Below are 24,983 nucleotides of genomic sequence, written 5' to 3' on the forward strand. Positions count from 1 at the left end.
GTCGCGAAATGACAGCGCGTCGTTTTCCAGCCGCAACGTGTCGGCTGAGTTTGGCGTGGCGCGCGGCACATAGGTAATGACGGGGTCAAACACCTTGGAGTGAAGACCCATGAAGACGCATGTCAAAGCTTTGGTTGTCGGTGGCGGCGCTGTCGGCACCTCGATCGCCTACCATCTGGCCCGAGCGGGCTGGGACGACGTGATGCTGCTCGAACGGGACGAATTGACGTCCGGTTCGACTTGGCATGCGGCGGGACTCTTGCCCTATTTCAACATGTCCTATGCAACGACCCATATCCACGACTACTCCATCAAGTATTACAAGACGCTTGAGGAAGAGACCGGGCTCAATGCCGGTTTTTCGGTAGTCGGCAACCTGCGCATGGCGCAAACGCGCGAACGCATGGACGAATACATGGTTTACGCGACAACGGCTGAAACTTGCGGTGTGCCGTATGAGTGGCTCAAGCCCTCGCAGATCAAAGAGCGCTATCCGCTGGTGACTTGCGATGATCTGGTTGGCGCGATTTATCATCCGACTGATGGCTACATCAATCCAGCGGATGTGACGATGGCGATGGCCAAAGGTGCGCGCCAGCGTGGGGTGACGATTGAGCGCAAGTGGCAAGCGGACGCCTTTCACTGGACCGGTGATCATTGGGACGTGACCTGCACCAAGATGGTGGAAAAAGGTGGCAACCTTGTGCCGTCTGACGAGCAGATCATCATCCATGCCGAACATGTCGTGACCGCGACGGGCAACCACCCGCAGCGGACTGCCAAGCTGTTGGGTCTGAAGATCCCCGCCATTCCTGTAGAACACCAGTTCATCGTGACGGAACCTGATCCGGCGCTGGTTGAGTGGCGCAAGGAAAACGGCGAACACCCGGTGCTGCGCGATGCGGACGCCAAGTGGTACGTGCGTGAAGAACGTGGTGGTTGGATTCTGGGCCCTTATGAGCGTAACGCGCCCGCGCGTTTTGAATACGGTGTGCCGGACAGTTTCCGCGCTGACCTCTTCCCGCTGGATCTTGAGCGGATCGAAGAAGAATATATGAGCATGATCCACCGTATTCCGTCGTCGGAAACGGTAGGCCTCAAGGACGATTTCAACGGGCCGATTTGCTATACTCCCGATGGCAACCCTCTGGTCGGTCCGGCTCCGGGTCTGCGCAACATGTGGCTGGCGGAAGGGTTTTCGTTCGGGATCACGGCGGCGGGCGGCACCGGGTACTACCTTGCCCAGTTGATGGTCGAGGGAGAGGCCGCGATCGACATGGCGTCGCTTGATCCCAAGCGGTACGGGTCGTGGATGACCACCGAATACGCTGCGCGCAAGAACGAAGAGGCGTATGAGCACGTCTACATCCTGCACCATCTGGATGAAGAGCGTCCTGCCTGCCGGCCTTTGCGGACAGCCCCGGTGTACGATCGGCAAAAGGCGCTGGGCGCGCAGTTTGGTCACGTGAACGGGTGGGAGCGTCCGAACTATTACGGGCCTTTGGATGCGGACGACAATTTTGACCACGACGCTCGCTCTTTCCGGCGCGGTGGCTGGTGGCAATACGCGGTTGAGGAAGCGAAGGCGGTGCGCGAAGGCGTCGGCCTGATCGACGCGACGGCCTTTACCAAGCATGTGGTCAAAGGGCCGGGCGCGACCGAGTTCCTTGACTGGTTCACCTGTAACAAGCTGCCGAAGGTTGGCCGCATCAACCTAACCTATGCGCTGACCTCGAATGGTACGACGCGAACGGAATACACCATCGTCCGACTGGCTGAGCATGAATACTATCTTGTCTCTGCTGGTGCCTGGACTGCTTATGACTCGGATTACCTGCGCAAGGCAGCCGAGGACAAGGCAGGCGAATTCGGATATATTGAAATCCAGGATGTGACCACTCAGTGGGGTGTCTTTGCCATCGCTGGGCCGAAGTCGCGCGATGTTCTGAAGGAAATCGTCAAAGATGCGGATCCGGCGACCGTTCTGGGCAACAAGCGGTTCCCGTGGCTGACTTGCCGTGACATCGAACTGGGTATGTGCCCGGTGCGGGCAATCCGCGTGGCTTATACCGGTGAATTGGGTTGGGAATTGCATCATCCGATCGAGATGCAGAATTACCTTTGGGATCAGTTGATGGCGGCGGGTGCCAAGCATGACATGAAGCTGGTGGGTGCACGGGCACAGAACTGGCTGCGTCAAGAGAAGTCTTATCGTGCATTCGGAAACGAGCTTGGCCGTGATGCGACACCGCTGGAAGCTGATCTGCCGCGCTTTGTGGATCTCGACAAAGACTTCAACGGCAAAGAGGCCATGGTGGCCACAGGCGTGCGCTCCAAGTGCTGCACACTTCTGATCAACGGGCCCGAGGATGCCGATCCGTGGGGCCGTGAGGCGCTGTACCACGGGGAGACCCGCGTTGGGCGTCTGACTTCAGGCGGTTATTCAGTGGCGTTCGGGAAATCCATTGGTCTGGCCTATGTGAAGCCTGAACTGGCGGTGCCGGGGACAAAATTGCAGGTCAAGATGTTCGACCAGCTTTGGACGGCCGAAGTGGTCGAGGACAGCCCCTATGATCCCAAGAACGAAGTCATACGTATCGACGGCTGATTTGGGCGAAACCGGACGCGTTAACGCGTCCGGTTTTTCCGTGGACGAAAAAACGCCTCTGTCGGGCGCGGTGTTTTAGCCCCGGCCGAAATCTGCAGTGGTGACCACGTTGTCGCCATTGCGGTCCATACCTGCGAACCACGCGGGGACGGCATTCAGGAATTCTTCGCGTGTGACGTTTCCATCGCCATTGGCGTCCGTCACTTCGCGCAGCATGCCATTGGCAGGATTGCGTTTTCCGGTGCCGTGGCCTTCGCCGTTTTCGGCCATGTCCATCGCGCGGGCTTCGTCAAAGAGGTCGTGCTCTTCGCTAGTGAGCATGCCGTTTTCATCGGCATCAAAGGTCATGAACACGTCACCGCGCCGTTCTGTGGCTTCGGCCAAAGTGACCTGACCGTCACCGTCCAGATCCCAGTTTTCGACGAAATGCCCACCGGGGACACCTTGTTGGGCGGTTGCGGTTGTCGCTGCGAACAGCAAGGCAAGGAGGATAGGGGATTTTGACATGATGACCTCATACATATTAATTATTTGGAATATGTATGGACAGTGAACCGGGTCTGCATCCCCCCAAAGTGTCGCAGGCTCAGGCGGCGAGTTCGTCGAAGACATCCAACGCTTTGCCCGCGTACATCAGGCCGGGTCCGCCGCCCATCTGGATACAGGTGGCAAGCACGTCAGAGACCTCTTCGCGAGTCGCGCCCAAGCGGACCAGCGCTTCTGTGTGGAACAGGATGCAAGGCTCGCAGCGCGTAGCAACGGCGATCCCAAGGGCCACGTATTCCTTTTCCTTGAAGGTGAGAGCGGCGTCTTTTTTGACCGTTTTGCCCAAGGCACCAAAGGCAGCGGTTGTGTCCGGAATCGCGGCGTTGAGGGATTTCAACTGCGTCTTGGTGTCGTTGAGTTTGGTTTTCCAGCTCATATCGTGCTCCTGCGATGTATTTGTTTTGCAAGAGCATTCCGATGCGCTCCAGTCTTTGATGCAGATCAGGAGAGGACGTGTCCGACAAAAAAGAAGGCCGGGCATATCGCCCGGCCTTTCCATAGTTTTCGACTTGAGGCCAATCAGCCCAGCAGACGCCGCGCGATGACCTGCGCTTGAATTTCGGCCGCCCCCTCAAAGATATTCAGGATACGTGCGTCACACAGGATACGGCTGATTTTGTATTCGAGCGCAAAGCCGTTGCCGCCGTGGATCTGCAGTGCGTTGTCGGCGGCTGCCCATGCAACACGGGCACCAAGCAGCTTGGCCATACCTGCTTCGAGGTCACAGCGACGACCTTCGTCCTTTTCGCGCGCAGAGAAGTAGGTGAGCTGACGAGCAATCATGATTTCGACCGCCATCATGGCCAGCTTTGACGCGACACGTGGGAAGTTGATCAGCGACTTGCCGAACTGCTTGCGATCCTGCGCGTATTTCATGCCTTCGTCGAGTGCGGATTGCGCGACGCCGATGGCGCGGGCGGCGGTCTGGATGCGAGCCGATTCAAACGTCTCCATCAACTGCTTGAAGCCTTTGCCTTCTTCCATGCCCAAGAGGTTCTCGCCCTTGACTTTGAAGTCATCGAAATTGAGCGTGTATTCCTTCATCCCGCGATAGCCGAGGACTTCAATCTCGCCACCCGAAATGCCGGGGTCTTGCCAAGGCGCTTCGTCGGTGCCGGGGGTCTTTTCGGCAAGGAACATGGACAGTCCCTTGTAGTCCGTAGTGTCCGGAACAGTGCGGGCCAGAACGGTCATCACATGAGTCCGGGCGGCATGGGTGATCCACGTCTTGTTGCCGTTGATGACCCAATCGCCATTTTCGTCTTTCACTGCCTTGGTGCGCAGCGCGCCAAGATCGGAGCCTGTATTCGGTTCGGTGAATACGGCTGTCGGTAGAATCTCGCCCGAGGCAAGGCCGGGCAGCCACTTCGCCTTTTGCTCGTCAGTGCCGCCCGCGATCACCAGTTCTGCCGCAATCTCGGACCTTGTGCCGAGGGAACCGACGCCGATATAGCCGCGTGACAGCTCTTCGGAAACGACACACATGGAGTTCTTGGTGAGGCCAAAACCACCATGTTCTTCGGGTATGGTAAGACCAAAGACACCCATTTCGGCCAATTCGTCGATGATCTCCATCGGGATGAGCTCATCCTTGAGATGCCATTCGTGGGCGTAGGGTTCCACCTTGTCCAGCGAGAAGCGGCGGAACTGTTCGCGGATCATCTCAAGTTCGTCGTCAAGTCCGCAGGCGCCGACTGTCAGTTCTGCACTGCGTTCCTGCATGAGCTCCACAAGGCGGACGCGGGCAGCTTGGGTGTTGCCACTTTGGGTCAATTGCATCACTTCGGGCGTCATCAGAACGCGCATGTCGTCCTGGCCCAAGCCGATGTCCTGAAGCCGGACGATTTCACCCTGGTTCATCTGGATCCCGCCATAGATCTGCCAGAGGTATTCACCAAAGGCGATCTGGTGGATCAATTGTTCGACCTCGCCGAATTTGCCTTCCGCGGACAGCCGTTCGGCCCAGCCCTGCATCTGGCGCAGCGATTCCACGTAGGTTGCAAGCCACGCAAACCCGTGCGCTGCGGTCTGGTTTTCTTCGATCAGGGCACCGGACACGCGGCCGTCAGATTGGACCATGTCGCGCACGCGGGCATTTGCCATCTCAAGGATTGCGTTTGCCGGTTCAATCGCCGCGCCTGTCAGAGTGAGAAGGTCGGGCAGGATCGTTTCGGTGGTCAGGGTCAGGTCTTGTCCGTCATGGGCCATGAATCGTGTCCTTTTCAGCTTTGCCGCTGGATATCTACTTTGCAGGTGCAGCGCAACAAAAATACCTATTTAACCCTAAATTTGTTTCAATCTTTCGTGTTGAATTGCTGCTATGCGGCACTAAGCCGAATGCATGTGCAGAAACAAGAAAGGGCGAGTGCACCTGATTATGGTGCGCTCGCCCCTGTGTTTCCAAGCGCCTTTCGACGCAGGTGCCTTAGCCGATGGCGGCGGCTTTCACATCATCGTCGATATAAGGGACGTATTGTGCAAAGTTGTCGGCAAACATCTGAACAAGCTTTTCGGCCTGCGCATCGTAGGCTTCCTTGTCATTCCAAGTGCGGCGCGGGTCGAGCAGCATGTCTGGCACGCCTTCTACCTTGACCGGCACTTCGAAGCCGAAGTTGGGGTCCTTGCGGAATTCGGCCTCGGCGAGGCTACCATCGAGGGCTGCGGTCAGAAGCGCACGGGTCGCCTTGATCGGCATCCGCTGACCAGAGCCGTAGGCGCCTCCCGTCCAGCCTGTGTTCACCAACCAACAGGTCGCGCCATGCGACGCAATCTTTTCACGCAGCAGGTTGCCGTAGACCTCAGGACGGCGCGGCATGAATGGTGCGCCGAAGCAGGTCGAGAAGGTGGGTTCCGGCTCGGTCACGCCACGCTCTGTCCCGGCCACTTTGGAGGTGAAGCCCGACAGGAAGTGGTACATCGCTTGCGCCGGGGTGAGACGAGCGATCGGGGGCAGAACACCGAACGCATCGCAAGTCAGCATAATGATGTTCTTAGGGTGGCCGCCAAGGGCACTTTCCGACGCGTTCGAGATATACTCGAGCGGGTAGGCGCACCGCATGTTTGCGGTCAGACTGTCGTCTTTGAAATCAAGCTCGAAGGTTTCGGGATCGAAAACCATGTTTTCGATGACGGTGCCGAATTTGGTGGTCGTGGCGTATATCTCGGGCTCTGCCTCGGAGGACAGGTTGATCGTCTTGGCGTAACAGCCGCCTTCGAAGTTGAAGGTGCCCCGATCCGACCAGCCGTGTTCATCGTCACCAATCAGAACACGGTTCGGATCAGCGGAGAGCGTGGTTTTGCCGGTGCCGGACAGGCCGAAGAAGATCGCGGTGTCCACCGGGTTGCCTACCGCATGGTTGGCAGAGCAGTGCATCGGCATGATGCCCTTTTCCGGCAGCAGGTAGTTCAGCAATGAGAAGATGGATTTCTTGTTCTCGCCTGCATATTCGGTGCCGCCGATCAGGATAAGCTTCCGGTCGAAGTTCATTGCGATCACGGTTTCGGACCGGCAATTGTGCTTCTTGGGGTCAGCTTTGAACGAGGGGCAGTTGATCACCGTGAAATCGGCTGTGAACGTGTCGAGGTCTTCGCGCTCGGGGCGGCGCATCATGTGGCGGATGAAGAGGTTGTGCCAAGCGAGTTCCTGCACGAAGCGCACGTCGATCGAATGCTTGGGGTCCGCACCGCCAACAAGGTCCTGCACGAAATATTCGCGGCCCTTCATGTGTTCGAGCATGTCTGCGTACAGCGCGTCGAAACCTTCGGGTGACATGGGCGCGTTGTTTTCCCACCAGATCGTGTCGGTCACGCTGTCGGTCTTGACGACGTGCTTGTCCTTGGGGGACCGCCCGGTGAATTTGCCGGTGGTGACAAGGAACGCCCCACCATTGCCCAGCGTGCCCTCGCCGCGTTTCAGCGCCGCTTCGATCAGTGCAGGCTCTGTGAGGTTGTAATAGACATTACCAAGCCCGTTGATCTGTTGATCTTCCAGCCGGAATTCCGGGTTCACCCGTCCAAATGTCATTTGCCAAGCTCCTGTAGCCGCGCTCGTTGCGGCGGTATTGAAGAGGGACGAAGAGTGCGCGTCCCACTCACGGCGGTGCGCCGGAGATGACTGCCTCTTAGCATGTCGTTTCCAAATCTGAACAGGACGCAATCACGCAGTTAGCGCAACCAATACGGGTTTAGCGCAACCATGGCCGCTCTCCGCCGAGCGGTGTGATGCAAATTAGCCATCCGTAAGGGATTTTCCGTCTCAATATGACCGTCGCTTCTGAGTGATTCGCAAATATGAGTTGGCGCAAACGGAAAAAAGACACATAATGGCGGAAAAAACATAATTGAGAGCAGTACAAGGAACACACTCCATGTCGAAAATCGCCCTTGTGGACGATGACAGGAATATCCTGACATCGGTCGCGATCACACTCGAAGCCGAGGGTTTCGAAGTCGAGACCTACAACGACGGACAGGCCGCGTTGGACGCGTTCAACAAGAAGATGCCGGACATGGCTGTCTTCGATATCAAGATGCCGCGGATGGACGGCATGGACCTGCTTCAGCGGGTGCGCCAGAAATCAAAGATGCCGGTGATCTTTCTCACCTCCAAGGACGACGAGATTGACGAGGTTCTGGGGCTTCGCATGGGCGCGGACGACTACGTCAAGAAGCCGTTTTCGCAACGTCTACTTGTCGAGCGGATTCGCGCGCTTCTGCGTCGTCAGGATGCCATTTCGGGTGACGCCAGCGGTGTCGAGGTCGAAGAGACAAAACTGATGGTGCGCGGCAACCTGAGCATGGACCCGCTGCGGCACTCGGTGTCGTGGAAAGGGCTGGATGTGTCGCTGACGGTGACAGAATTCCTTTTGCTACAGGCGCTTGCGCAGCGTCCCGGCTTTGTGAAGTCACGCGATCAGCTGATGGATGTCGCTTATGACGACCAAGTCTATGTCGACGACCGTACAATCGACAGTCACATCAAGCGTTTGCGCAAGAAGATGCGCATGGTCGACAATGATTTCTCGGCGATCGAAACGCTTTACGGGATCGGTTACCGTTACAACGAAGAATGACCATGGCTTTGGTTGAGGGTGTGACCCACGGCAAGGACGGCGGGCGCAAGGATGCGGATGTGGTGCTCGGGGACGACTGGGTCGCCCCCGACAAAACAGTCGAGTCCGAAGTGCGCAGTATCCGCGAAAAGCGTGGTTTGTTTTCCCTCAACCGGTCGCCGCTGACCCGCAAGATCATTACATTCAACCTCGTTGCCCTCAACTTTCTTGTTGCGGGCATTCTCTTCCTCAATTCCTCACGCGACACTTTGGCAGAACAAAAAGCCGAAGCTGTCCGGGTCGAGGCGGAACTGATCGCCAATGTCTTTGAAGTGCAGGCGTTGCAGGCCCAATCGGTCAATCTTGGCACGGGCGAAGGCGTCAATGTCGCGGACACACTCGACACTCTCGAAATTCGGCCCGGTTTGCAGGTGTTCGTGTTCGATGCTGCGCGGTTTCTGGTTGGTAACGCCGATGCAACCGCACAAAGTGCCGGGCTATCCATTGCAGAGAAGCCAACGGTCATCTCTGATTTCCTGCTGACGGTCTGGAGTAGCATTTCCGCGGTCTTTCGTACAGACACCAGCCAGCAACCCTTGACGCTTGAAGATATCCTGCGACGCCAGATCGAGGAAACTGATCCAACGCAGACGCGTATCGAACGATCAGAAGGGCCGAACGGTGAAACTATCTTTACTGCGCTCAGCCCGATCGAAGTGCAAAGCGGCGTAGCTGGCACCATCGCGCTGGTCAGCTTTGCGCCGCAAATCGACGCCGCAGTCCGGTTGGAGCGCGAAAGCGTATTGCAGATGTTCGTGATCGCCACGCTTGTGTCGATTGGTCTAAGCCTTGTTCTGGCCTCAACGATTTCAAACCCGATTTCAAACCTTGCCGACGCCGCTGAAGTCGGGCGTGACCGCCACCGCCGGAATGTGTCATCCGGCAGAATTCGCATTCCCGACCTCACCGCACGCCCCGATGAAATCGGACGATTGTCCGGCGCACTTCGAGGGATGGTGGCTGCGCTTTACGACAGGATCGACGCGAACGAGCAATTCGCGGCGGATGTCGCGCATGAAATCAAGAACCCTTTGGCATCACTCCGGTCGGCTGTCGGGACGTTGCGGCTGGCCAAGCGGCCTGATCAAGTGGAACGCCTGCTGGATGTCATTGATCACGATGTGCGCCGACTGGACCGCCTTGTCAGCGACATTTCGAACGCATCGCGGTTGGACAGCGAACTGGTCAAAGAAGAAGAGGCCGAATTCAACCTTCTCGACATGCTCAAGAACCTGTCTCAATTTCTTGGGGAAGACGCAAAACGCCGTGGAATCGAGTTTATCTCTGACCTGCCGGATCGTCCGATCATGGTGCATGGCCTCGAGGCGCGTCTGGCGCAGGTTTTTGTCAATCTGATCACCAATGCGGTCAGCTTTTGCGAAGATGGTGATGCAATCCGCATCTGGGCGCGCCGTCGCGAGAACCGCGTTTTGGTCGTGGTCGAAGATACTGGACCTGGGATACCTGACGAGGCGTTGACCAAGATTTTCAAGCGCTTTTACTCGCAGCGTCCTGAAACGGATTTCGGCAACAACTCGGGACTTGGGCTGGCGATTTCGAAACAGATCGTCGAAGCGCATGGCGGTGTAATCTGGGCGGAAAACATCCGTCCCACTGAGGCGGATGCAACCTCGGAACCACTTGGTGCACGCTTTGTTGTCGGTTTGCCGCTTTAGGCCCCGATATGCCTGACCCGGAAACACTGATCCTGCATGCGACGTCCGTGGCCGTCGGAACCAAAGCAGTGTTGATAACCGGAGAATCCGGTCGTGGGAAATCTGCATTGGCGCTTGAGATGATGGCGCGTGGCGCGACGCTGGTTGCTGATGATCAGGTGATCCTGACAAGCTTAGAGTCTGAACTGGTGTTGACTTGCCCGGAACCGTTGCGGGGGTTGATTGAGGCGCGCGGCGTCGGACTGCTGCATGCGCCCTACGCTTCCGACGCTATCCTCGCGCTGGTCGTGGACATGGATCAGACCGAAACTGAGCGTTTACCGCCATACCGCACCATCACGACACTCTCAAAAACGTTTCCATTGCTTCACAATGTGGAGTCACGGCATTTTCCTGCCGCGATTTTGCAATATCTACGCGGCACCGGGCGGGCCGATTGAAATCCCTGAGTTTGGGTCAGAGAAGTGACATGATATCCCAAGGCAATCCAACGCGTGTGGTTCTCGTGACCGGTCCATCGGGCGCAGGACGCAGCACCGCGATCAATGTATTGGAAGATCTGGGTTTCGAGGCGATCGACAACATTCCGTTTCGGATGATCCCACGGCTCTTTGAAACTGAAACGCTGTCACATCCGCTTGCTCTTGGGATCGACGTGCGGAACCGAGACTTCTCACTCGCCCGCTTGCTGGACCTGCATCAAGACCTCATTCGTCAAACCGATGGTAATGCCACGCTTCTCTACCTTGATTGCCGCCCCGATATCCTTCTACGCCGCTATTCCGAGACACGACGTCGCCATCCGATGGCGCAGGCCGAAACACCCGAGATTGGCATCGCGCGGGAAATCGACTTGCTGCGACCAGTCGAAAACCGTGCGGACATTCTGATCGACACATCGCACTTGTCGCCGCATGATCTCAAGGCGGAGCTGCACGGCTGGTTCGCTGATGCGTCGTCGCAACGTCTCTCGGTCGCTTTGCAATCGTTTTCCTTCAAGCGGGGCATCCCGCATGGTGTCGACATGGTTTTCGATTGCCGCTTTCTGGCGAACCCGCACTGGGAGCAGGGTTTGCGGGAAAAAACCGGATTGGACGAAGCAGTGCAAGGTTTTGTCGCTTCGGATGCCCGCCTCGCGCCTTTTCTGAACAAGATCGTCGATTTGCTGGCATTTTTACTGCCTGAGGTGGATCGTGAGGGAAAGACACATGTCTCGGTCGGAATTGGATGCACCGGGGGGCAACACAGATCGGTTGTCGTAACGGAACGTGTTGCGCGAACCCTTGCAGAGCAGGGCTGGCGGGTGTCAATTGGCCACAAGGAACTGGCTCGACGGGGGATCGCACCCGCCGGAGGCGTTGTGTTGTCGGGTCTTGGAGGAACGGAAGAGTGATCGGGATCGTGATTGTGGCTCACGGTGGTTTGGCGCAGGAGTATCTTTCTGCGGTTGAACATGTGGTTGGCCATCAACCCGGTATGGTCGCTGTTTCGATCGACGCGGATCACAATCGGGACGCTAAGCAAAACGAGATTTGTACACTTGCCGATGAGGTTGATACCGGCGGCGGTGTGGTGATCGTAACAGACATGTTTGGCGGTTCACCCTCGAACCTCAGTTTGCGGGCTTGCCAGCCTGAAAATCGCAGGATCGTCTACGGCGCGAATTTGCCAATGTTGATCAAACTGGCCAAAAGTCGCGACAAATCCGTGCCTGAAGCGGTGCGCGCGGCATTGGATGCGGGGCGGAAATACATTGACAGCCAAGACATAACTCTGGATCAGAGCGTTTGATCACGAGGGTTCAGGGAGGCCCGGCACTATGTCCGCCACGGCGCAGCGCGTTTTGAAAATCGTAAACGAAAAGGGTTTGCACGCACGAGCGTCGGCAAAACTGGTCGAAGTTGTTGAAGGGTTCGATGCCTCTGCAGAGGTGCGCAAGGATGGCATGAGCGCGTCTGGTGACAGCATCATGGGGCTTTTGATGTTGGCAGCCTCCAAAGGAACCTCTATTGAGGTACTCACGTCCGGGCCGGATGCCGAGGCCCTTGCCACCGCAATCGAGACCCTGGTGGCTGACCGCTTTGGAGAGGGCTGCTGATCTATCGGGTTAGCAACAGCCGCTGGGAACAGGACATCACACTTCTATATGGTTGAAAGCTATCAGCATACGTCGACCGATGCGCACCCTGTGGGCCAGGTGGAGGTGCCCTATGACAAGCGCAAGCTGAGCTACGCCAATACGTTTACCAATCCGTGGAAAGCGAACACCATTCGAGCCATGGAATGGATGACGGGAAAAATCCCGCTGCTTCGTTTGGTGCGGCGGTTCGAGCGTATGGGGCCAGCAGAAGGGCAAGCATTCTGGGGCCAAGCGCTGAACCTGATGAAGATTCGCCTCGATACACCAGCTGAACAAATCGCGCGCATTCCCAAAGACGGCCCCGTCATCATTGTCGCCAACCATCCACATGGACTTATCGACGGGATGATCCTTGCCGAATTGGTTGGACGGGTGCGCACGGATTACAAGATCCTCACGCGGTCGCTTCTGACTGGTGTGACAGAGATCGAAGAATTCATGATCCCGGTGCCGTTCCCTCATGAAGAGGACGCACGCGAGCAAAGCCTTGAGATGCGAAGCCGCGCCATGGCTCATCTCAAACAGGGGGGGGTGATCGCACTTTTCCCGTCGGGTGTGGTCGCCTCGAGTGACAGTTTCTTTGGACCCGCCATCGAGCGGACATGGAATCCGTTTACCGCCAACTTGATCCAGCGATCGGGTGCAACGGTGGTTCCGATCTTCTTTCCCGGGCAGAATTCACGTGCGTACCAGATTGCGACGCAAATTTCTGCCACGTTGCGGCAGGGTTTGCTGCTTCACGAGGTGATCCACGCCTGTGGCAAACCACAGGCGCCGATTGTAGGTGAGCCGATTGCCCCCGAGGCAATCGAAGCATTTGCTGGGCGCAGCCGCGATTTTGTGGCCTCGCTGCGCGATACGACGATTGGGCTTGGAAAAAACGACTAGAGGGTCAGCGGGTCGGAACCGGCGTTTCTCCGCGATAATCGTAGAAGCCACGCTGTGTCTTGCGGCCAAGCCAACCGGCCTCAACGTACTTCGTGAGCAGCGGGCAAGGGCGGTACTTCGTGTCTGCCAATCCATCATGCAGGACGTTCATGATGGCAAGACAAGTGTCGAGCCCGATGAAATCTGCAAGTTCAAGCGGGCCCATGGGATGGTTCGCCCCGAGCTTCATCGACTGGTCAATGGAGTTCACGTTTCCGACGCCTTCATACAGCGTGTAGACCGCTTCGTTGATCATCGGCATCAAGATGCGATTCACGATGAAGGCCGGGAAATCTTCGGCTGAGGCAGCTGTCTTGCCCAGCTTTTCGACCACGCCAAGACAGGTGTCATAGGTCTGCTTGTCTGTTGCAATGCCGCGGATCAGTTCGACCAATTGCATCACAGGCACAGGGTTCATGAAGTGGAACCCCATGAATTTTTCAGGTCGATCGGTGCGGCTGGCCAGCCGTGTAATCGAGATCGAGGACGTGTTCGAGGTCAGGATCGTGTGATCTTGGAGATGTGGCAGAAGGCTGTCGAAAATCTTCTGCTTAATGATTTCCTGTTCGGTCGCCGCTTCGATGATGATGTCGGTTTGCGCAACTTGTGGCAGGTCTTGAGTGGTGACGATCCGGGACATCGCCTGATCACGTTCGGCCTGCGTAATCTTTTCGCGGCTCACCTGTCGATCCAAGTTCCGCGAGATGAGGTCGATAGAGCGTTTGAGAGCGTCCTCGTTGATGTCGTTCAGCACAACATCGTACCCGGCCAAAGCCATCACATGCGCGATCCCGTTGCCCATCTGGCCGGCACCGACCACGCCAATCGAATTGACCTTCATGCACTTGCTCCGTCCGTTTCGTCGCAACAATGACTTGTGGGGAAGGGGGCTGCAAGGTGGATCGGGGCGATACGTCCATTTTTAGCTTTAGCTCTTTGGGAACCGAATCGACGGAGGATCGTCATCGGGTGAAGAAAAGGGTGTGAGCATGGATATTTCCTCCACGCGCGATCAAGCTATTGATTATGCGCCCTGCCGGTATGGCGGGTCGCGACTCTGGTTTCGGGGGCCACGAAGGTCACTTCGCGCCTCCTACATAGCCTGCGTCGGCGGGTGTGGTGTCTACGGGCGCTATGTCCCGTCGCCGTGGTCGCAAATTTTGGAAGACCGAGTTGGAAGAACGGTGGTGAATCTCGGCATCGAGAATGCCGGCATTGACGCTTATCTCAATGATTCAGGAGCTTTGGCTACGGCGACCAATGCAAGCGTTGTCGTGATCCAGATGACATGTGCGCACAACACGTCTAACCGCTTTTATGCGACCCATCCACGTCGAAACGACCGGTTTCTAAAGGCGTCGCCATCGTTGATGTCCCTTTATCCGGAAATGGATTTCACCGACATCCATTTTACCCGACATCTTCTTGGACGATTGCATGGCGTCTGCCCTGACCGCTTCCGCATGGTCGCACAAGAGGTGCAAATGGCTTGGCAATCACGCATGAAATCGCTTGTTTCCAGAATGCATGGCGAGGTGTTTCTTCTGTGGTTCGCGCCGACCTCACTTGACGATATCAGAGCCGACATTCCGATGGAGGAACCATTCCTGGATCGGGAACTGCTGCGCGCGGTGATGCCCCATGCGAATAAACTGATCGAAGTTGTGCCGTCTGATTGGCGGACCGCGGACGAGGTCGCAACCGTTCCTCTGCTGGAGCAGCATCGGGCGCGCCATTTGCCCGGTTTGCGGGCGCATTGCGAGGTTGCCGAAGCGGTGGCACGGGCCATTGTACCGGCCCTTCAATAAAAAACGGCGCGCCAAAAAGAGGCGCGCCGCATGGAACAACAGACGCCCGTTGTTCAGCCGAGCTTTTCGGTCAGTTCCGGGACAGCATCAAAGAGGTCTGCAACAAGACCGTAATCCGCAACCTGGAAGATCGGGGCTTCTTCATCCTTGTTGATCGCGACGATGATCTTGCTGTCCTTCATGCCGGCAAGGTGCTGGATCGCACCGGAAATCCCGACAGCAATATACAGGTCAGGAGCCACGACCTTGCCAGTTTGGCCAACCTGCCAGTCATTCGGCGCAAAACCCGAATCGACAGCCGCACGCGATGCACCTACGGCGGCGCCCAGAGTGTCGGCCAGTTTTTCGATCATGGCAAAGTCACTTTCCGACCCAACGCCACGACCACCGGACACAACGACACCTGCCGAAGTCAGTTCGGGGCGGTCGCTTGCCGCAACCTTGTCTTCGATCCATTCCGACAAGCCGGGATTGTCGCCAGACGCGATGGTTTCCACCGCGGCTGAGCCACCTGTTGCGGCCGCCTCAAAGGTCGACGTCCGGAACGAAATGACCTTGGTCGCGTCCTTGGACTTGATCGTTTGAATCGCGTTGCCTGCGTAGATTGGACGCTCAAATGTGTCGGCATCCACCACGGCAGTCACATCGGTCAGAACCATAACATCAAGAAGTGCAGCAACGCGCGGCAGGATGTTCTTGGCGTCGGTTGTGGCGGGTGCAACGACATGGCTGTAATCGCCAGCAAGCGATGCGATCAGCGCTGCGACAGGCTCGGCCAGACGATGCCCGTAAAGCGCATCTTCGGCCAGCAGAACCTTGGACACCCCGTCGATGGTCGCGGCTTCGTCAGCGGCAGCTTTCGCAGTTGCACCTGCTGCCAGAATGGTGACGTCGCCCAGCGACTTTGCGGCGGTCACGGCTTTGGATGTCGCATCCATTGCCAGCGCGCCGTCGGTGATTTCGGCAATCAGAAGAACGGCCATTACACAGCTCCCACTTCTTTGAGTTTCGCAACCAGCTCGTTGACCGAACCCACCTTGATCCCTGCCGCCCGCTCTTCGGGTTCGGAGGTTTTCACGATCTCGAGGCGTGGTGTCACATCGACGCCGTAATCAGCGGCTGTCTTTTCATCCAGCGGCTTTTTCTTGGCCTTCATGATATTCGGCAGCGACGCGTAGCGCGGTTCATTCAGGCGCAGGTCGGTCGAAATGATTGCTGGCATCTTGACCTTGATTGTCTGCAGGCCGCCATCAACTTCGCGAGTCACAACAGCGCTGTCGCCGTCGATATCCACGTTGTTGGCATACATCGCCTGCGACCAGCCCAAGAGCGCCGACAGCATCTGGCCGGTGGCGTTCATGTCGTTGTCGATGGCTTGCTTGCCGCAGAGCACGAGACCTGGCTCTTCTTCCTTGACGATGGCGGCAAGGATTTTCGCCACAGCCAGCGGTTCGATGTCGGTGTGGACATCATCAGCAGCAACCACAAGGATCGCGCGGTCGGCACCCATGGCAAGCGCGGTGCGCAGGGTTTCCTGGCTTTGCTTTACGCCGATGCTGACGGCAATGATTTCCTCGGCCTTGCCTGCTTCCTTAAGGCGAATGGCCTCTTCCACGGCGATCTCGTCAAAGGGATTCATCGACATTTTGACGTTGGCGAGATCGACACCGGAACCATCCGCTTTGACGCGAACCTTCACGTTGTAGTCAATCACGCGTTTGACAGGTACCAAGACCTTCATGGGCGCGTTCCTCTCGTTGGGATCGCAGGCAAATCTGCGATTCTGACGTTTCGTTCCGGTGAAGGGATACCCAACCCTGAACAGGTGAAACAGGGCAAAATCGTCACGTTAGCGCCATCGGACGTCGCGTTTTTCAGTATTTGCTCCACGTGATGCTGTGACGCGGCATCAATCGCAAATGTTCTGAAGGGCGCGCCATTCCTGTGCAGACAAAACTGGAACGGCTTCGAAACCGCGAGGCGTTGCATCGCGTGCGGCTTGAATGCGGTCGCCAAGCGATGGATGGCTTAGGAAATGCGCGACAAAGGGACTGGCGTCTCCTCCGAGTTCACGGAAGCGCTCGAACATCGTGGCCAGCGCGGCGGGGGCGATCTTGGCCTCTACCAGCACCGCATGGGCAAAAACATCGGCGTCGGCTTCGGCCTCTTGGCTGTATTGCGCTTCGATCAGACGTTCCGCCAATAAGAGCACAGCGGCACCGCCTGCGAAATCGCCGAACAGCAGGCCTAACACCCCAAGCGATCCGGCAGAGCGCAACGCGTGGCGGGTGGGATCGCGGCTGACGACATGGCCGATCTCATGGGCAAAGACCGCCGCGACTTCTTCCGGCGTTTGTGCTTTTTCGATAAGGCCCCGGAAAAACACGATGTAATTACCGGGCAGCGCGAAAGCGTTGATCATGTCGTGATCCAGAACGGACACTGTGAGGGTTTGCGCGTTAGGCAATGCGTTTTGCAGCCGTGTTTCCATTTTCGCCAAGGCGGCCAAGCCTTCGGGATTGTCGCAAACCGGAACCGGGTTCAGACCTGTCTGATCCAATGCAGTTCTGATCTGGTTAAGCGTGACTGCTCCCAAGGCGCGTTCGCCTTCGGGTGGGATGAAGCGGGCCAATTGGTTTGCCATGGTCGGCACTAGAACGAAAATGATCAGAGCAACCGAGGCAACTGCGGCAACTGCCCAGCCAATCAGGGGGCCGCGCTTGGTGACTTTTGGCCGCTTGTGTCTGTTGGGCAAGCGCGGGGCGAGGCTATGATCGGTCAAGATAATGCGTCTCACCGGATCATTCGAGAGTTGCAGGACCATTTGATCGCCGCCGGCTTGGTCCGGGACTTCGCGAATCTCTGCCAGAGGCCACCGGATCTCGGCGCCGCTGTCGGAAAGTCCCACAAGCGACCGGATGTCCTCGTCTACGGTCAGCGTTACGACAGAAGGCGCAGAATGTGTGCCGTCGAAATACGTGCCGGTGGCGGAAAAGGCCTCTGGCACCGGACCCACACGCAAAACAGTCATAGCGATGCTCCCACGTCCAGCGCATCGGCAAACCCTTCCGCTTCGGCGAATTCATCTCTTGGGCGCTGCCGAATATTCGCCACCGCTGCAGCTGGGGCAAGTGTGAGCGACGAAAAATAATGCCGGATCACGGGAAGGGTGATGAACACGTTGGTCAGAGCCGACCAAAGCAGGAAAATGGTAAAGTAGATCATGACGCTGAGCCCGATGATGGCATAACGCCCCATCCCCGCTACCGGGGCGATCATGTCCTCGATCCCCATTTCTGTCAGCACATCTGCGGACTGGATCAACAACATAAACACACCAAGAACGACAAGCGGGAAGAAAACCGCAGCCGATGCGAGGAAAGTGCCCAACACGTAAATCATCAAGACGCGAAATGCGCTTGGGGACAGGGTGAACGCGACACCGTTTACGATTTTGGTTTCCGTAAGCCTGCGCAAGCTGTCGACGCGGTAGTGCACCAGTCCGTAGATTCCGACAAAGGCCGCGAGGATGCAGATGCCGATGCCCGCAGGATAGTTCTCGGACAGGAACGCCAAACCTCCGCCAAGCGCAATCGCAAGTGCGGCAAACATCGGTTTCATGGATGGGTAAAGCATTTTCCAACTCCCGCCTTGAGACATCCGGGCGGTTCCGAAAAAGGTGCGGTCCGTTTTGTACTTCTCCAGCCAGAACGTCATGCGCGGCAGCAGAAGACCAAGGCTTAGGATCGTCACGATCCAGTGCAGAACCGCGCGCCAAGCATAACCCAAAGCGCCCGGTTCCAACCCGAACCGAAGACCGCGCCACCGCGTTCGGGCAAGGACGTAGCGACGTGCCCTGTATTGGGCGAAGAACCAGAGTGGGATCACGCCGACTAGGCTTACGGCATAGGCTGCAAAATTGTCCTGAAACAGCGAGAAACTCGCAAACATTAGGATCAGATTCACGATGCCGATGTAAAAGGCCAGTACGACAACGGCAAAGAGAAACCCCAAAAGCTTTTCGATGGGGTCGCCCACGTATTCCAGCGGGTGACCGCCGGGGCGTATGGATGACCAATACCACCGGCGCAGGCGCGTTCGCATCCAGAAGCGGTAGAAGCCGAGTGTCAGGACGGTGAGAAAACCAGTCCTGAGCGCGAGCCAGAATAGTGTTCTACGAGTGCCAACGACCTCGGTGCGTAGGGTGTCCGGGTTAGGTGAAGGTGTTGTCTCTGGGGAAACCGCGTGGGGCCATACGCCCTGAACCGGCGCGTTTTCCGGTCCACTCGGCAAGGTCTGTCTCGGTTCTGGTGCGTCCTGCAGGGTCGCGCCAGGTGAGGCCTTCTCCCAGGGTGAAGGTGGTTGCATCCGACAGGCCCCCGTCCTTGTACTTTTGCAGCCGCACGCCTTTCCCGCGTCCCATCTCAGGTAGCTCGTCCAAAGCAAAAACCAGCACTTTGCGGTTTTCACCGACAACTGCGACCGCATCACCGTTAACAGGCTTGCACACTTTGGCGCGCACGTCGCCCTTGACGTTCAACACTTGTTTGCCCGCTCTTGTCTGTGCGACCACCTCGGGTTCGGGTACGACAAAGCCGTCGCCCGCGCTTGATGCGACCATCAGCTTGCGCTCTGGCTTGTGGATGAACAGGTCCACAATGGCCGCCTCGTTAGGCAGGTCCACCATCAGGCGCAAGGGTTCGCCCATGCCACGCCCGCCGGGGAGGTTCGCTGCCGGGATCGTGTAGAAACGGCCATTTGACCCGAATACCAGCAAGCGGTCGGTGGTTTCCGCATGGAATATGAAACGAGGGCCATCACCGTCTTTGAACTTTAATTCGCGTGTCAGGTCGATATGGCCTGTCATGGCGCGAATCCAGCCCATTTCCGAACAGACCACGGTAATCGGTTCCCGTTCGATCATCGCTTCGATCGGCACGTCTTCAACTTCGCCTGCTTCGGCGAATGTGGTGCGTCGTTCGCCGCCGGGATAATTCTTGCCGAAGGTCTTTTTGGTTTCTTGAAGCTGATCGGCAATCGCGTCCCATTGCAGATCGCCGCTTTCCAGCAGGTCTTCAAGACCTGCGCGTTCTTCCATCAGGCGGTCCCGTTCGGCGACCAGTTCCATCTCTTCGAGTTTGCGCAAACTGCGCAAACGCATGTTCAAGATCGCTTCGGTCTGCACCTCGGTCAGGCCAAGCTCGTCGTCCCCGGTGACCATTGGTGGCGATACATAATCGCGCTCGTTCATGGCGCGGACATGATCTTTGCCCCAGTCCTCGCGCATCAACGCCGCCTTGGGGTCGTCATCATACCGAATGATGTCAATCACGCGGTCGAGGTTAAGGAAGGCGACGATCAGACCTTCGAGCACCTCAAGGCGGTGGTCGATCTTGTCCATCCGGTGCTGGCTGCGGCGGATCAGCACTTCACGTCGGAAATCAAGGAAGGCACGAAGCACCTCCTTCATCGAACAGACCTTGGGTGTCAGCCCGTCGATCAGAACGTTCATGTTCAGACTGAACCGGGTTTCCAGATCGGAATTGCGGAACAACATGTTCATTAGAACGTCGGGGTCCACGTTCTTGGAGCGTGGCTCTAGCACCATGCGGATGTCGTCGGCGGATTCGTCCCGGATGTCTGCGAGGATCGGCACCTTCTTGGTTTGGATCACCTCGGCCAGACGTTCGACGAGTTTGGATTTCTGAACCTGATAGGGGATTTCTGTGACAACAATCTGCCATTGCCCCCGGCCCAAATCCTCCACTTCCCAGCGGCAGCGCAGGCGGATGGATCCACGTCCAGTCCGATAGGCTTGCGCGATGGACTCGCGGTCTTCGACGATCACACCCCCGGTTGGGAAATCTGGCCCCGGCACGTAATTCAGAAGCGTATCGTCGCGCGCGTCTGGCACCTTGATCAGATGCAAACAGGCGTCGATCAGCTCGGCGATGTTGTGCGGCGGAATATTGGTCGCCATGCCGACAGCGATCCCGCTCGATCCATTTGCGAGTAGATTCGGAAATTGCGCCGGAAGCACAATTGGTTCTTCAAGCGTGCCATCGTAATTCGCACGAAAATCGACGGCGTTCTCGTTCAGGCCGTCCAGCAAAGCTTCGGCGACGGCCGTCAGGCGCGCCTCTGTGTATCGTGCTGCGGCGGGGTTATCGCCGTCGATATTGCCGAAATTTCCCTGACCATCCACCAACGGATAGCGGACGTTGAAATCCTGCGCGAGGCGGGCCATCGCGTCATAGATCGCAGCATCACCGTGCGGGTGATAGTTGCCCATGACGTCGCCCGAGATTTTGGCCGATTTTCGGAAGCCGCCACTGGAACTCAATCGCAGCTCGCGCATTGCATAGAGAATGCGGCGATGTACAGGTTTCAGCCCGTCACGGGCATCTGGAAGCGCCCGGTGCATGATCGTCGACAATGCATAGGTCAAGTACCGTTCGCCGATGGCTCGGCGGAGCGGTTCCGCGAAGTCGCGGGGGGTCATCTTGGGGTCGTCGACATCATCAGCCATAGATGATGTGATACTCACCCCCTCTGAGGCCGTAAAGCAATTGCGGGAATATTTTTTCTCTTTCCCCTTCGGGTTGAATGGGGAATCACGGTATCGGTAAATATGTGGCAGGTGAACAGTCCGGCCCAGGGGGATAGTATGAACAAGTACATTCTGATCGCGTTTGCGGTCATGGTGATGGCATTTTACGAGTTATCCGGCGGCGCGGATTTTGAACCTGGGAACAACTCCCTCGTTATTTTCGCGGAACCCAAACCCGTCCAGCCTGACCCTTCATCACGACCTGAAATCGTTGCGCGCTCGGATACAGACACTGGGCTTGCAGGTTTGACGGATATCGCCCCCGCACGGGCAGTGATCGACCCGGTGGGCCCCAATTCCACGCCTGTCGTTGTCCCGGTGGCACTCGAGTCGGAGATTCCCGTCGAGTCGCAAGACTCTGTCATCGGTGCATCCCAAGACGTTGCTTCTGTCGATGAAATCCAGCCTGATCTGCGGTTCGTCGATGGTGACCGCGTGAACGTGCGTGGCGGTCCGGGAACCGGTTATGCCGTCGTGGGCAAGCTCTTCCGCAATGACATGGTTGAAATTCTTGCCGATGAAGGCAACGGCTGGCTTCACCTGCGGGACACTGTGACGGGTGAGGAAGGCTGGATCGCCGATTGGCTTGTGACGGCAGCCAATTAACGTGACGTCGAAGACCATTCTTATCACCGGCTGCTCTTCTGGGATCGGCCTCGATACGGCGCGGCGACTGAAGTCTCTGGGTTGGACGGTGTTCGCCTCGTGTCGCACGCAGGCAGATTGCGATGCGCGCCAAGCCGAGGGGTTTGCAGCGCCGCAACTGGATTACGAAGACCCGGCCAGCATCGCCCGGTGTGCGGACGATGTGCTGGGTCAGACGGGCGGCAAACTGGATGCCGTCTTCCACAACGGTGCTTACGCCTTGCCCGGCCCACTGGAGGATATTCCAGCACAGGGAATGCGCGCACAATTCGAGGCGAACTTTTTGGGTTGGCACGATCTGAACCGTCAGCTGATCCCGGTAATGCGGCGTGCTGGGGCGGGGCGTATTCTGTTCAATTCTTCTGTGCTCGGCATTGTCGGCATGAAGTATCGCGGGCCGTATGTAGCAACCAAGTTCGCCCTGGAAGGCTATGCGGATGTGTTGCGCATGGAGATGGCGGAGGCTGGCATTCAGGTTGTGCTGATCGAACCTGGCCCGATTGAGACCGATTTTCGCAAGAATGCGATCAAGCAGTTCGAGAAATGGGTTGATTGGCAAAAGTCACCACGGCGGGCCCAATACGAAGCCTCTTTGCTTGATTTGCTGAAAAAGGGTGGCAGCTCTGGCGTGCAGTGGCCAGCGTCGGCGGTGACCGACGCCGTGGTCAATGCGCTGACCGCCCGCCGCCCCAAGGCGCGCTACCGTGTGACAACGCCGACCCATTTGATGGCAATCGGTCGCCGCCTGCTCCCAACCCGCGCGTTGGACTGGGTTTTGTCCAAGGGCTGACTTTTCATTCGCCTTGTGGCGCGATACGGCTACATCCCCGGGAACATCAATCAAAGGACACCCCCGCCATGATGCAAGACCCGCTATTCATCATTGCAGCCATCGCATGTCTTGCCGTGGTTGCCGTTTTGCTGTTCGGCATCGGCAGCTTTGCCAAGGGCGGTGAGTTCAACAAAAAATACGCCAACAGGGCAATGCGCTGGCGGATCATTGCACAATTCGTGGCAGTGATCCTGATCCTGCTCTTTGTTTGGCTGCGAGGGGAATAAGCAATGGTCGTTCTGAACAAAATTTACACCAAAACCGGCGATGACGGTGAAACCGCGTTGGGCAATGGTGCGCGGGTGGCGAAACATTCGATGCGCGTCACCGCTTATGGCACGGTGGATGAACTGAATTCGGTGGTCGGGCTTGCGCGATTGCAGGCAGATGGCGACGTCGACGCAAGCCTGTCGCGGATTCAGAATGATCTGTTCGATCTGGGTGCTGATCTATGCCGCCCGGACATGGAAAAGGACGGCGAAGCAGAATACACACCGCTGCGGATCGTGGGGTCTCAGGTGGATAAGCTCGAGGCCGAAATCGACGGCATGAACGCCAGTCTGAACCCGCTGCGAAGCTTCATACTGCCGGGTGGCACCGCGCTGTCCGCCTATCTGCATCAATGCCGCACCGTGGCTCGGCGGGCCGAGCGTCTGACGGTGGAATTGGCGACGATGGAAAGCGTGAACCCGGCGGCTGTCAAATATCTCAATCGTTTGAGCGACTGGTTCTTTGTCGCGGCGCGGATGGCCAATGACGGCGGGAAAGCCGACGTGCTTTGGGTGCCCGGCGCCAACCGCTAGAGCGGGCCGTTTGGGTGAACCAAACAGGGCGATGCGTTGACGCATTGCCCGGCGCTGATGGTCAGCTTTCCTTGTCGGTCACGTTCTCTTTAAACGCGACTTCGAATGCTGCTTTCTGCGAGTCACTCGCTTCGGTCTGATAGCGCGTTTTCCATTCGGACATCGCCATCCCGTAGAACGCTTCACGACCCGCGTCCTTGTCCATCTCGATGCCGCGCTCATTCGCGGCTTCCTGATACCAGCGGCTCAAGCAGTTTCGGCAGAAACCAGTTAGGTTCATCATGTCGATGTTTTGCACATCAGGGCGATCTTCGATCAGGTGCTGGCGCAAACGGCGAAACGCGGCTGCTTCGATCTCAAGTTGGGTTTGTTCGTCCATCTCTTCTGTCCTCCGGTTCAATCCGTCATCTGCGCCAAGGCCGCTTGCAGAAGTGGCGCGAGGCGTTCGCCCCAAGCGGTCTGTGTGGCCTCGGTCGCGATCAGATCATTGCGCAATTCGATAAGTGTGTTCAGGCGGCCATGATGCAAGGCGTGTCGGTCAATTGCATCGCCCGGCAGATGTCCCGGATAAGGTTCGTTCCTTCCGACCACCAGATCGGGCTCTGCCTCCAGTGCTGCGATCAGTGGGTCGGACAGTCGGCGGTCGTAGGCATGCAGGATGCCGACATGCCACGGACGACTTGGGCGCGATTTGAGCTGTCTGGTATAGGAATGCACTGCCACGATCACCGTATCATTGCGCCGTGCCGCCAACGCGGATAGCGCGTCATGATAAGGTCGATAATAGGCATCCAGACGGCGTGCCTTTTCCGCGGAATCGGCGTTTCGATTGCTGGGAATGACGGACCCGTCGTACAGTCGCATCAAAAGCGTCGGATCATCCTCACCCCGGTTCGGGTCTATGACGAGGCGGGAAAAATTCGACAGTATCGCCGTTCCCCCCAAAGCATCGGCCAAGGCGCGGGTTACACCTGCCGCACCGGGATCAAAGGCAATGTGCCGGGCCATGTCTGCTTCGGGCAGGCCAAGCGTTCCTCCTAAGTCAGGCGGCACTGTGTTCGTCGCGTGATCGCAGGTGATCAGCCAACGCGAGGACCGGTTCTCTCCATGCACAAAAAACGGCACATATGTCATAGGTGTGTGATCTCCCGGGCGCATCAGATAGTTGAGTTGCGCAGGAAAGGGAAATGGGCAATAACCGAAAGCTGAAGTTAGCGGTAACATGGCAGTGTCATCTTGCCCCATCGCGCGTGATTCCAGCGAGCCCTGATCGGCAG

The 24,983-nt window shown here is 57.5% G+C and carries 25 protein-coding genes; 13 read left to right on the forward strand and 12 right to left on the reverse strand.

Features of this window, described 5'->3' with window-relative positions:
• The first annotated feature begins 109 nt into the window (after nt 1-109).
• Nucleotides 110-2,608, forward strand: a complete 2,499-nt coding sequence (locus tag MCRY_RS03500; protein WP_085628085.1) for a GcvT family protein — start codon at nt 110-112, stop codon at nt 2,606-2,608.
• Nucleotides 2,609-2,683: 75 nt separating this feature from the next.
• Here the strand turns inward: MCRY_RS03500 and MCRY_RS03505 are convergent, their stop codons facing one another.
• From MCRY_RS03505 to MCRY_RS03520, 4 genes are all read right to left on the reverse strand, one after another.
• Nucleotides 2,684-3,115 carry an EF-hand domain-containing protein gene (locus MCRY_RS03505; protein WP_085628166.1) on the reverse strand — a complete coding sequence of 144 codons (432 nt, stop codon included), beginning with the start codon at nt 3,113-3,115 and terminating at the stop codon, nt 2,684-2,686.
• Between the two features lie 79 nt (nt 3,116-3,194).
• Nucleotides 3,195-3,530, reverse strand: a complete 336-nt coding sequence (locus MCRY_RS03510; protein ID WP_085628086.1) for a carboxymuconolactone decarboxylase family protein — start codon at nt 3,528-3,530, stop codon at nt 3,195-3,197.
• Between the two features lie 143 nt (nt 3,531-3,673).
• Nucleotides 3,674-5,362, reverse strand: coding sequence for an acyl-CoA dehydrogenase family protein (locus MCRY_RS03515; RefSeq protein ID WP_085628087.1), 1,689 nt, complete (start codon nt 5,360-5,362; stop codon nt 3,674-3,676).
• A 217-nt stretch (nt 5,363-5,579) separates the two neighbouring features.
• Nucleotides 5,580-7,178: a phosphoenolpyruvate carboxykinase gene (locus MCRY_RS03520; protein ID WP_085628088.1), complete on the reverse strand. Its 1,599-nt coding sequence runs from the start codon at nt 7,176-7,178 to the stop codon at nt 5,580-5,582.
• Nucleotides 7,179-7,521: 343 nt separating this feature from the next.
• Between MCRY_RS03520 and MCRY_RS03525 the strand changes: the two genes are divergently transcribed.
• Genes MCRY_RS03525 through MCRY_RS03555 form a run of 7 tightly spaced genes read left to right on the forward strand, consistent with a single transcriptional unit; the run spans nt 7,522 to nt 12,969 of the window.
• The gene (locus MCRY_RS03525) at nt 7,522-8,226 is read left to right on the forward strand and encodes a response regulator transcription factor (RefSeq protein ID WP_085628089.1); all 705 of its coding nucleotides are present in this window, start codon (nt 7,522-7,524) and stop codon (nt 8,224-8,226) included.
• Entirely contained in the window at nt 8,223-9,941 is a 1,719-nt protein-coding gene (locus MCRY_RS03530) for an ATP-binding protein (protein WP_085628090.1), read from the forward strand. Before MCRY_RS03525 ends, MCRY_RS03530 begins: the two co-directional genes overlap by 4 nt.
• 8 nt (nt 9,942-9,949) lie before the next feature.
• A complete protein-coding gene (locus MCRY_RS03535) occupies nt 9,950-10,381 on the forward strand; it encodes an HPr kinase/phosphorylase (protein WP_085628091.1) in 432 nt (143 codons plus the stop codon).
• A 29-nt stretch (nt 10,382-10,410) separates the two neighbouring features.
• A complete protein-coding gene (gene rapZ, locus MCRY_RS03540; RefSeq protein ID WP_085628092.1) occupies nt 10,411-11,334 on the forward strand; it encodes an RNase adapter RapZ in 924 nt (307 codons plus the stop codon).
• Complete coding sequence (locus tag MCRY_RS03545) at nt 11,331-11,732, forward strand: PTS sugar transporter subunit IIA (RefSeq protein WP_085628093.1); 402 nt, start codon at nt 11,331-11,333, stop codon at nt 11,730-11,732. The genes rapZ and MCRY_RS03545 overlap by 4 nt, the downstream gene beginning before the upstream one ends.
• Nucleotides 11,733-11,760: 28 nt before the next feature.
• A complete protein-coding gene (locus MCRY_RS03550) occupies nt 11,761-12,039 on the forward strand; it encodes an HPr family phosphocarrier protein (protein WP_085628094.1) in 279 nt (92 codons plus the stop codon).
• Between the two features lie 48 nt (nt 12,040-12,087).
• Nucleotides 12,088-12,969 (forward strand): lysophospholipid acyltransferase family protein, encoded by an 882-nt coding sequence (locus MCRY_RS03555; RefSeq protein ID WP_085628095.1) that lies wholly within the window; start codon nt 12,088-12,090, stop codon nt 12,967-12,969.
• Nucleotides 12,970-12,973: 4 nt separating this feature from the next.
• Here MCRY_RS03555 and MCRY_RS03560 read toward each other — a convergent pair whose 3' ends face one another.
• A complete protein-coding gene (locus MCRY_RS03560) occupies nt 12,974-13,849 on the reverse strand; it encodes a 3-hydroxybutyryl-CoA dehydrogenase (RefSeq protein WP_085628096.1) in 876 nt (291 codons plus the stop codon).
• A 148-nt stretch (nt 13,850-13,997) separates the two neighbouring features.
• Between MCRY_RS03560 and MCRY_RS03565 the strand changes: the two genes are divergently transcribed.
• Nucleotides 13,998-14,816 carry a DUF6473 family protein gene (locus tag MCRY_RS03565; RefSeq protein WP_238939695.1) on the forward strand — a complete coding sequence of 273 codons (819 nt, stop codon included), beginning with the start codon at nt 13,998-14,000 and terminating at the stop codon, nt 14,814-14,816.
• A gap of 53 nt (nt 14,817-14,869) precedes the next feature.
• On the opposite strand, the gene MCRY_RS03570 is transcribed toward MCRY_RS03565, so the two are convergent.
• From MCRY_RS03570 to MCRY_RS03590, 5 genes are all read right to left on the reverse strand, one after another.
• Nucleotides 14,870-15,799: an electron transfer flavoprotein subunit alpha/FixB family protein gene (locus MCRY_RS03570; protein ID WP_085628098.1), complete on the reverse strand. Its 930-nt coding sequence runs from the start codon at nt 15,797-15,799 to the stop codon at nt 14,870-14,872.
• Nucleotides 15,799-16,557 (reverse strand): electron transfer flavoprotein subunit beta/FixA family protein, encoded by a 759-nt coding sequence (locus MCRY_RS03575; RefSeq protein ID WP_085628099.1) that lies wholly within the window; start codon nt 16,555-16,557, stop codon nt 15,799-15,801. Before MCRY_RS03575 ends, MCRY_RS03570 begins: the two co-directional genes overlap by 1 nt.
• Nucleotides 16,558-16,725: 168 nt before the next feature.
• A complete protein-coding gene (locus tag MCRY_RS03580; RefSeq protein ID WP_085628100.1) occupies nt 16,726-17,847 on the reverse strand; it encodes a M48 family metallopeptidase in 1,122 nt (373 codons plus the stop codon).
• The gene (locus MCRY_RS03585) at nt 17,844-19,109 is read right to left on the reverse strand and encodes a DUF898 family protein (RefSeq protein WP_085628101.1); all 1,266 of its coding nucleotides are present in this window, start codon (nt 19,107-19,109) and stop codon (nt 17,844-17,846) included. Before MCRY_RS03585 ends, MCRY_RS03580 begins: the two co-directional genes overlap by 4 nt.
• On the reverse strand, nt 19,030-21,345 hold the full coding sequence (locus MCRY_RS03590; RefSeq protein ID WP_085628102.1) for a DNA topoisomerase IV subunit A: 2,316 nt from the start codon (nt 21,343-21,345) through the stop codon (nt 19,030-19,032). Before MCRY_RS03590 ends, MCRY_RS03585 begins: the two co-directional genes overlap by 80 nt.
• A gap of 138 nt (nt 21,346-21,483) precedes the next feature.
• Here MCRY_RS03590 and MCRY_RS03595 point away from each other — a divergent pair, with 138 nt between their 5' ends.
• The 4 genes from MCRY_RS03595 (at nt 21,484) to MCRY_RS03610 (ending at nt 23,706) form a co-directional block, all read left to right on the forward strand.
• Complete coding sequence (locus MCRY_RS03595; RefSeq protein ID WP_171046045.1) at nt 21,484-22,032, forward strand: SH3 domain-containing protein; 549 nt, start codon at nt 21,484-21,486, stop codon at nt 22,030-22,032.
• 1 nt (nt 22,033) lies between these two features.
• Nucleotides 22,034-22,861, forward strand: a complete 828-nt coding sequence (locus tag MCRY_RS03600) for an SDR family NAD(P)-dependent oxidoreductase (RefSeq protein ID WP_085628104.1) — start codon at nt 22,034-22,036, stop codon at nt 22,859-22,861.
• Nucleotides 22,862-22,929: 68 nt separating this feature from the next.
• Nucleotides 22,930-23,130, forward strand: coding sequence for a twin transmembrane helix small protein (locus MCRY_RS03605; RefSeq protein ID WP_085628105.1), 201 nt, complete (start codon nt 22,930-22,932; stop codon nt 23,128-23,130).
• Between the two features lie 3 nt (nt 23,131-23,133).
• Nucleotides 23,134-23,706 (forward strand): cob(I)yrinic acid a,c-diamide adenosyltransferase, encoded by a 573-nt coding sequence (locus tag MCRY_RS03610; RefSeq protein ID WP_085628106.1) that lies wholly within the window; start codon nt 23,134-23,136, stop codon nt 23,704-23,706.
• A gap of 61 nt (nt 23,707-23,767) precedes the next feature.
• Here MCRY_RS03610 and MCRY_RS03615 read toward each other — a convergent pair whose 3' ends face one another.
• Both MCRY_RS03615 and MCRY_RS03620 read right to left on the reverse strand, forming a co-directional pair.
• On the reverse strand, nt 23,768-24,085 hold the full coding sequence (locus MCRY_RS03615; RefSeq protein WP_085628107.1) for a DUF1244 domain-containing protein: 318 nt from the start codon (nt 24,083-24,085) through the stop codon (nt 23,768-23,770).
• 17 nt (nt 24,086-24,102) lie between these two features.
• The gene (locus tag MCRY_RS03620; RefSeq protein ID WP_085628108.1) at nt 24,103-24,840 is read right to left on the reverse strand and encodes an N-formylglutamate amidohydrolase; all 738 of its coding nucleotides are present in this window, start codon (nt 24,838-24,840) and stop codon (nt 24,103-24,105) included.
• Nucleotides 24,841-24,983 lie beyond the last annotated feature (143 nt).

Source organism: Marivita cryptomonadis, from assembly GCF_002115725.1.
GTDB classification, from domain to species: Bacteria; Pseudomonadota; Alphaproteobacteria; order Rhodobacterales; family Rhodobacteraceae; genus Marivita; species Marivita cryptomonadis.

Excerpts from the sequence above, each read along its gene's own strand:
- MCRY_RS03560 (WP_085628096.1), bottom strand. The coding sequence starts at position 13,849 with ATGAAGGTCAATTCGATTGGCGTGGTCGGTGCCGGCCAGATGGGCAAC.
- MCRY_RS03565 (WP_238939695.1), top strand. The coding sequence starts at position 13,998 with ATGGATATTTCCTCCACGCGCGATCAAGCTATTGATTATGCGCCCTGC.
- MCRY_RS03580 (WP_085628100.1), bottom strand. The coding sequence starts at position 17,847 with ATGACTGTTTTGCGTGTGGGTCCGGTGCCAGAGGCCTTTTCCGCCACC.
- MCRY_RS03610 (WP_085628106.1), top strand. The coding sequence starts at position 23,134 with ATGGTCGTTCTGAACAAAATTTACACCAAAACCGGCGATGACGGTGAA.
- MCRY_RS03535 (WP_085628091.1), top strand. The coding sequence starts at position 9,950 with ATGCCTGACCCGGAAACACTGATCCTGCATGCGACGTCCGTGGCCGTC.
- MCRY_RS03605 (WP_085628105.1), top strand. The coding sequence starts at position 22,930 with ATGATGCAAGACCCGCTATTCATCATTGCAGCCATCGCATGTCTTGCC.
- MCRY_RS03510 (WP_085628086.1), bottom strand. The coding sequence starts at position 3,530 with ATGAGCTGGAAAACCAAACTCAACGACACCAAGACGCAGTTGAAATCC.
- MCRY_RS03555 (WP_085628095.1), top strand. The coding sequence starts at position 12,088 with ATGGTTGAAAGCTATCAGCATACGTCGACCGATGCGCACCCTGTGGGC.
- MCRY_RS03590 (WP_085628102.1), bottom strand. The coding sequence starts at position 21,345 with ATGGCTGATGATGTCGACGACCCCAAGATGACCCCCCGCGACTTCGCG.
- MCRY_RS03615 (WP_085628107.1), bottom strand. The coding sequence starts at position 24,085 with ATGGACGAACAAACCCAACTTGAGATCGAAGCAGCCGCGTTTCGCCGT.
- MCRY_RS03500 (WP_085628085.1), top strand. The coding sequence starts at position 110 with ATGAAGACGCATGTCAAAGCTTTGGTTGTCGGTGGCGGCGCTGTCGGC.
- MCRY_RS03570 (WP_085628098.1), bottom strand. The coding sequence starts at position 15,799 with ATGGCCGTTCTTCTGATTGCCGAAATCACCGACGGCGCGCTGGCAATG.
- rapZ (WP_085628092.1), top strand. The coding sequence starts at position 10,411 with ATGATATCCCAAGGCAATCCAACGCGTGTGGTTCTCGTGACCGGTCCA.
- MCRY_RS03525 (WP_085628089.1), top strand. The coding sequence starts at position 7,522 with ATGTCGAAAATCGCCCTTGTGGACGATGACAGGAATATCCTGACATCG.
- MCRY_RS03620 (WP_085628108.1), bottom strand. The coding sequence starts at position 24,840 with ATGACATATGTGCCGTTTTTTGTGCATGGAGAGAACCGGTCCTCGCGT.
- MCRY_RS03550 (WP_085628094.1), top strand. The coding sequence starts at position 11,761 with ATGTCCGCCACGGCGCAGCGCGTTTTGAAAATCGTAAACGAAAAGGGT.
- MCRY_RS03520 (WP_085628088.1), bottom strand. The coding sequence starts at position 7,178 with ATGACATTTGGACGGGTGAACCCGGAATTCCGGCTGGAAGATCAACAG.
- MCRY_RS03515 (WP_085628087.1), bottom strand. The coding sequence starts at position 5,362 with ATGGCCCATGACGGACAAGACCTGACCCTGACCACCGAAACGATCCTG.
- MCRY_RS03505 (WP_085628166.1), bottom strand. The coding sequence starts at position 3,115 with ATGTCAAAATCCCCTATCCTCCTTGCCTTGCTGTTCGCAGCGACAACC.
- MCRY_RS03575 (WP_085628099.1), bottom strand. The coding sequence starts at position 16,557 with ATGAAGGTCTTGGTACCTGTCAAACGCGTGATTGACTACAACGTGAAG.
- MCRY_RS03530 (WP_085628090.1), top strand. The coding sequence starts at position 8,223 with ATGACCATGGCTTTGGTTGAGGGTGTGACCCACGGCAAGGACGGCGGG.
- MCRY_RS03595 (WP_171046045.1), top strand. The coding sequence starts at position 21,484 with ATGAACAAGTACATTCTGATCGCGTTTGCGGTCATGGTGATGGCATTT.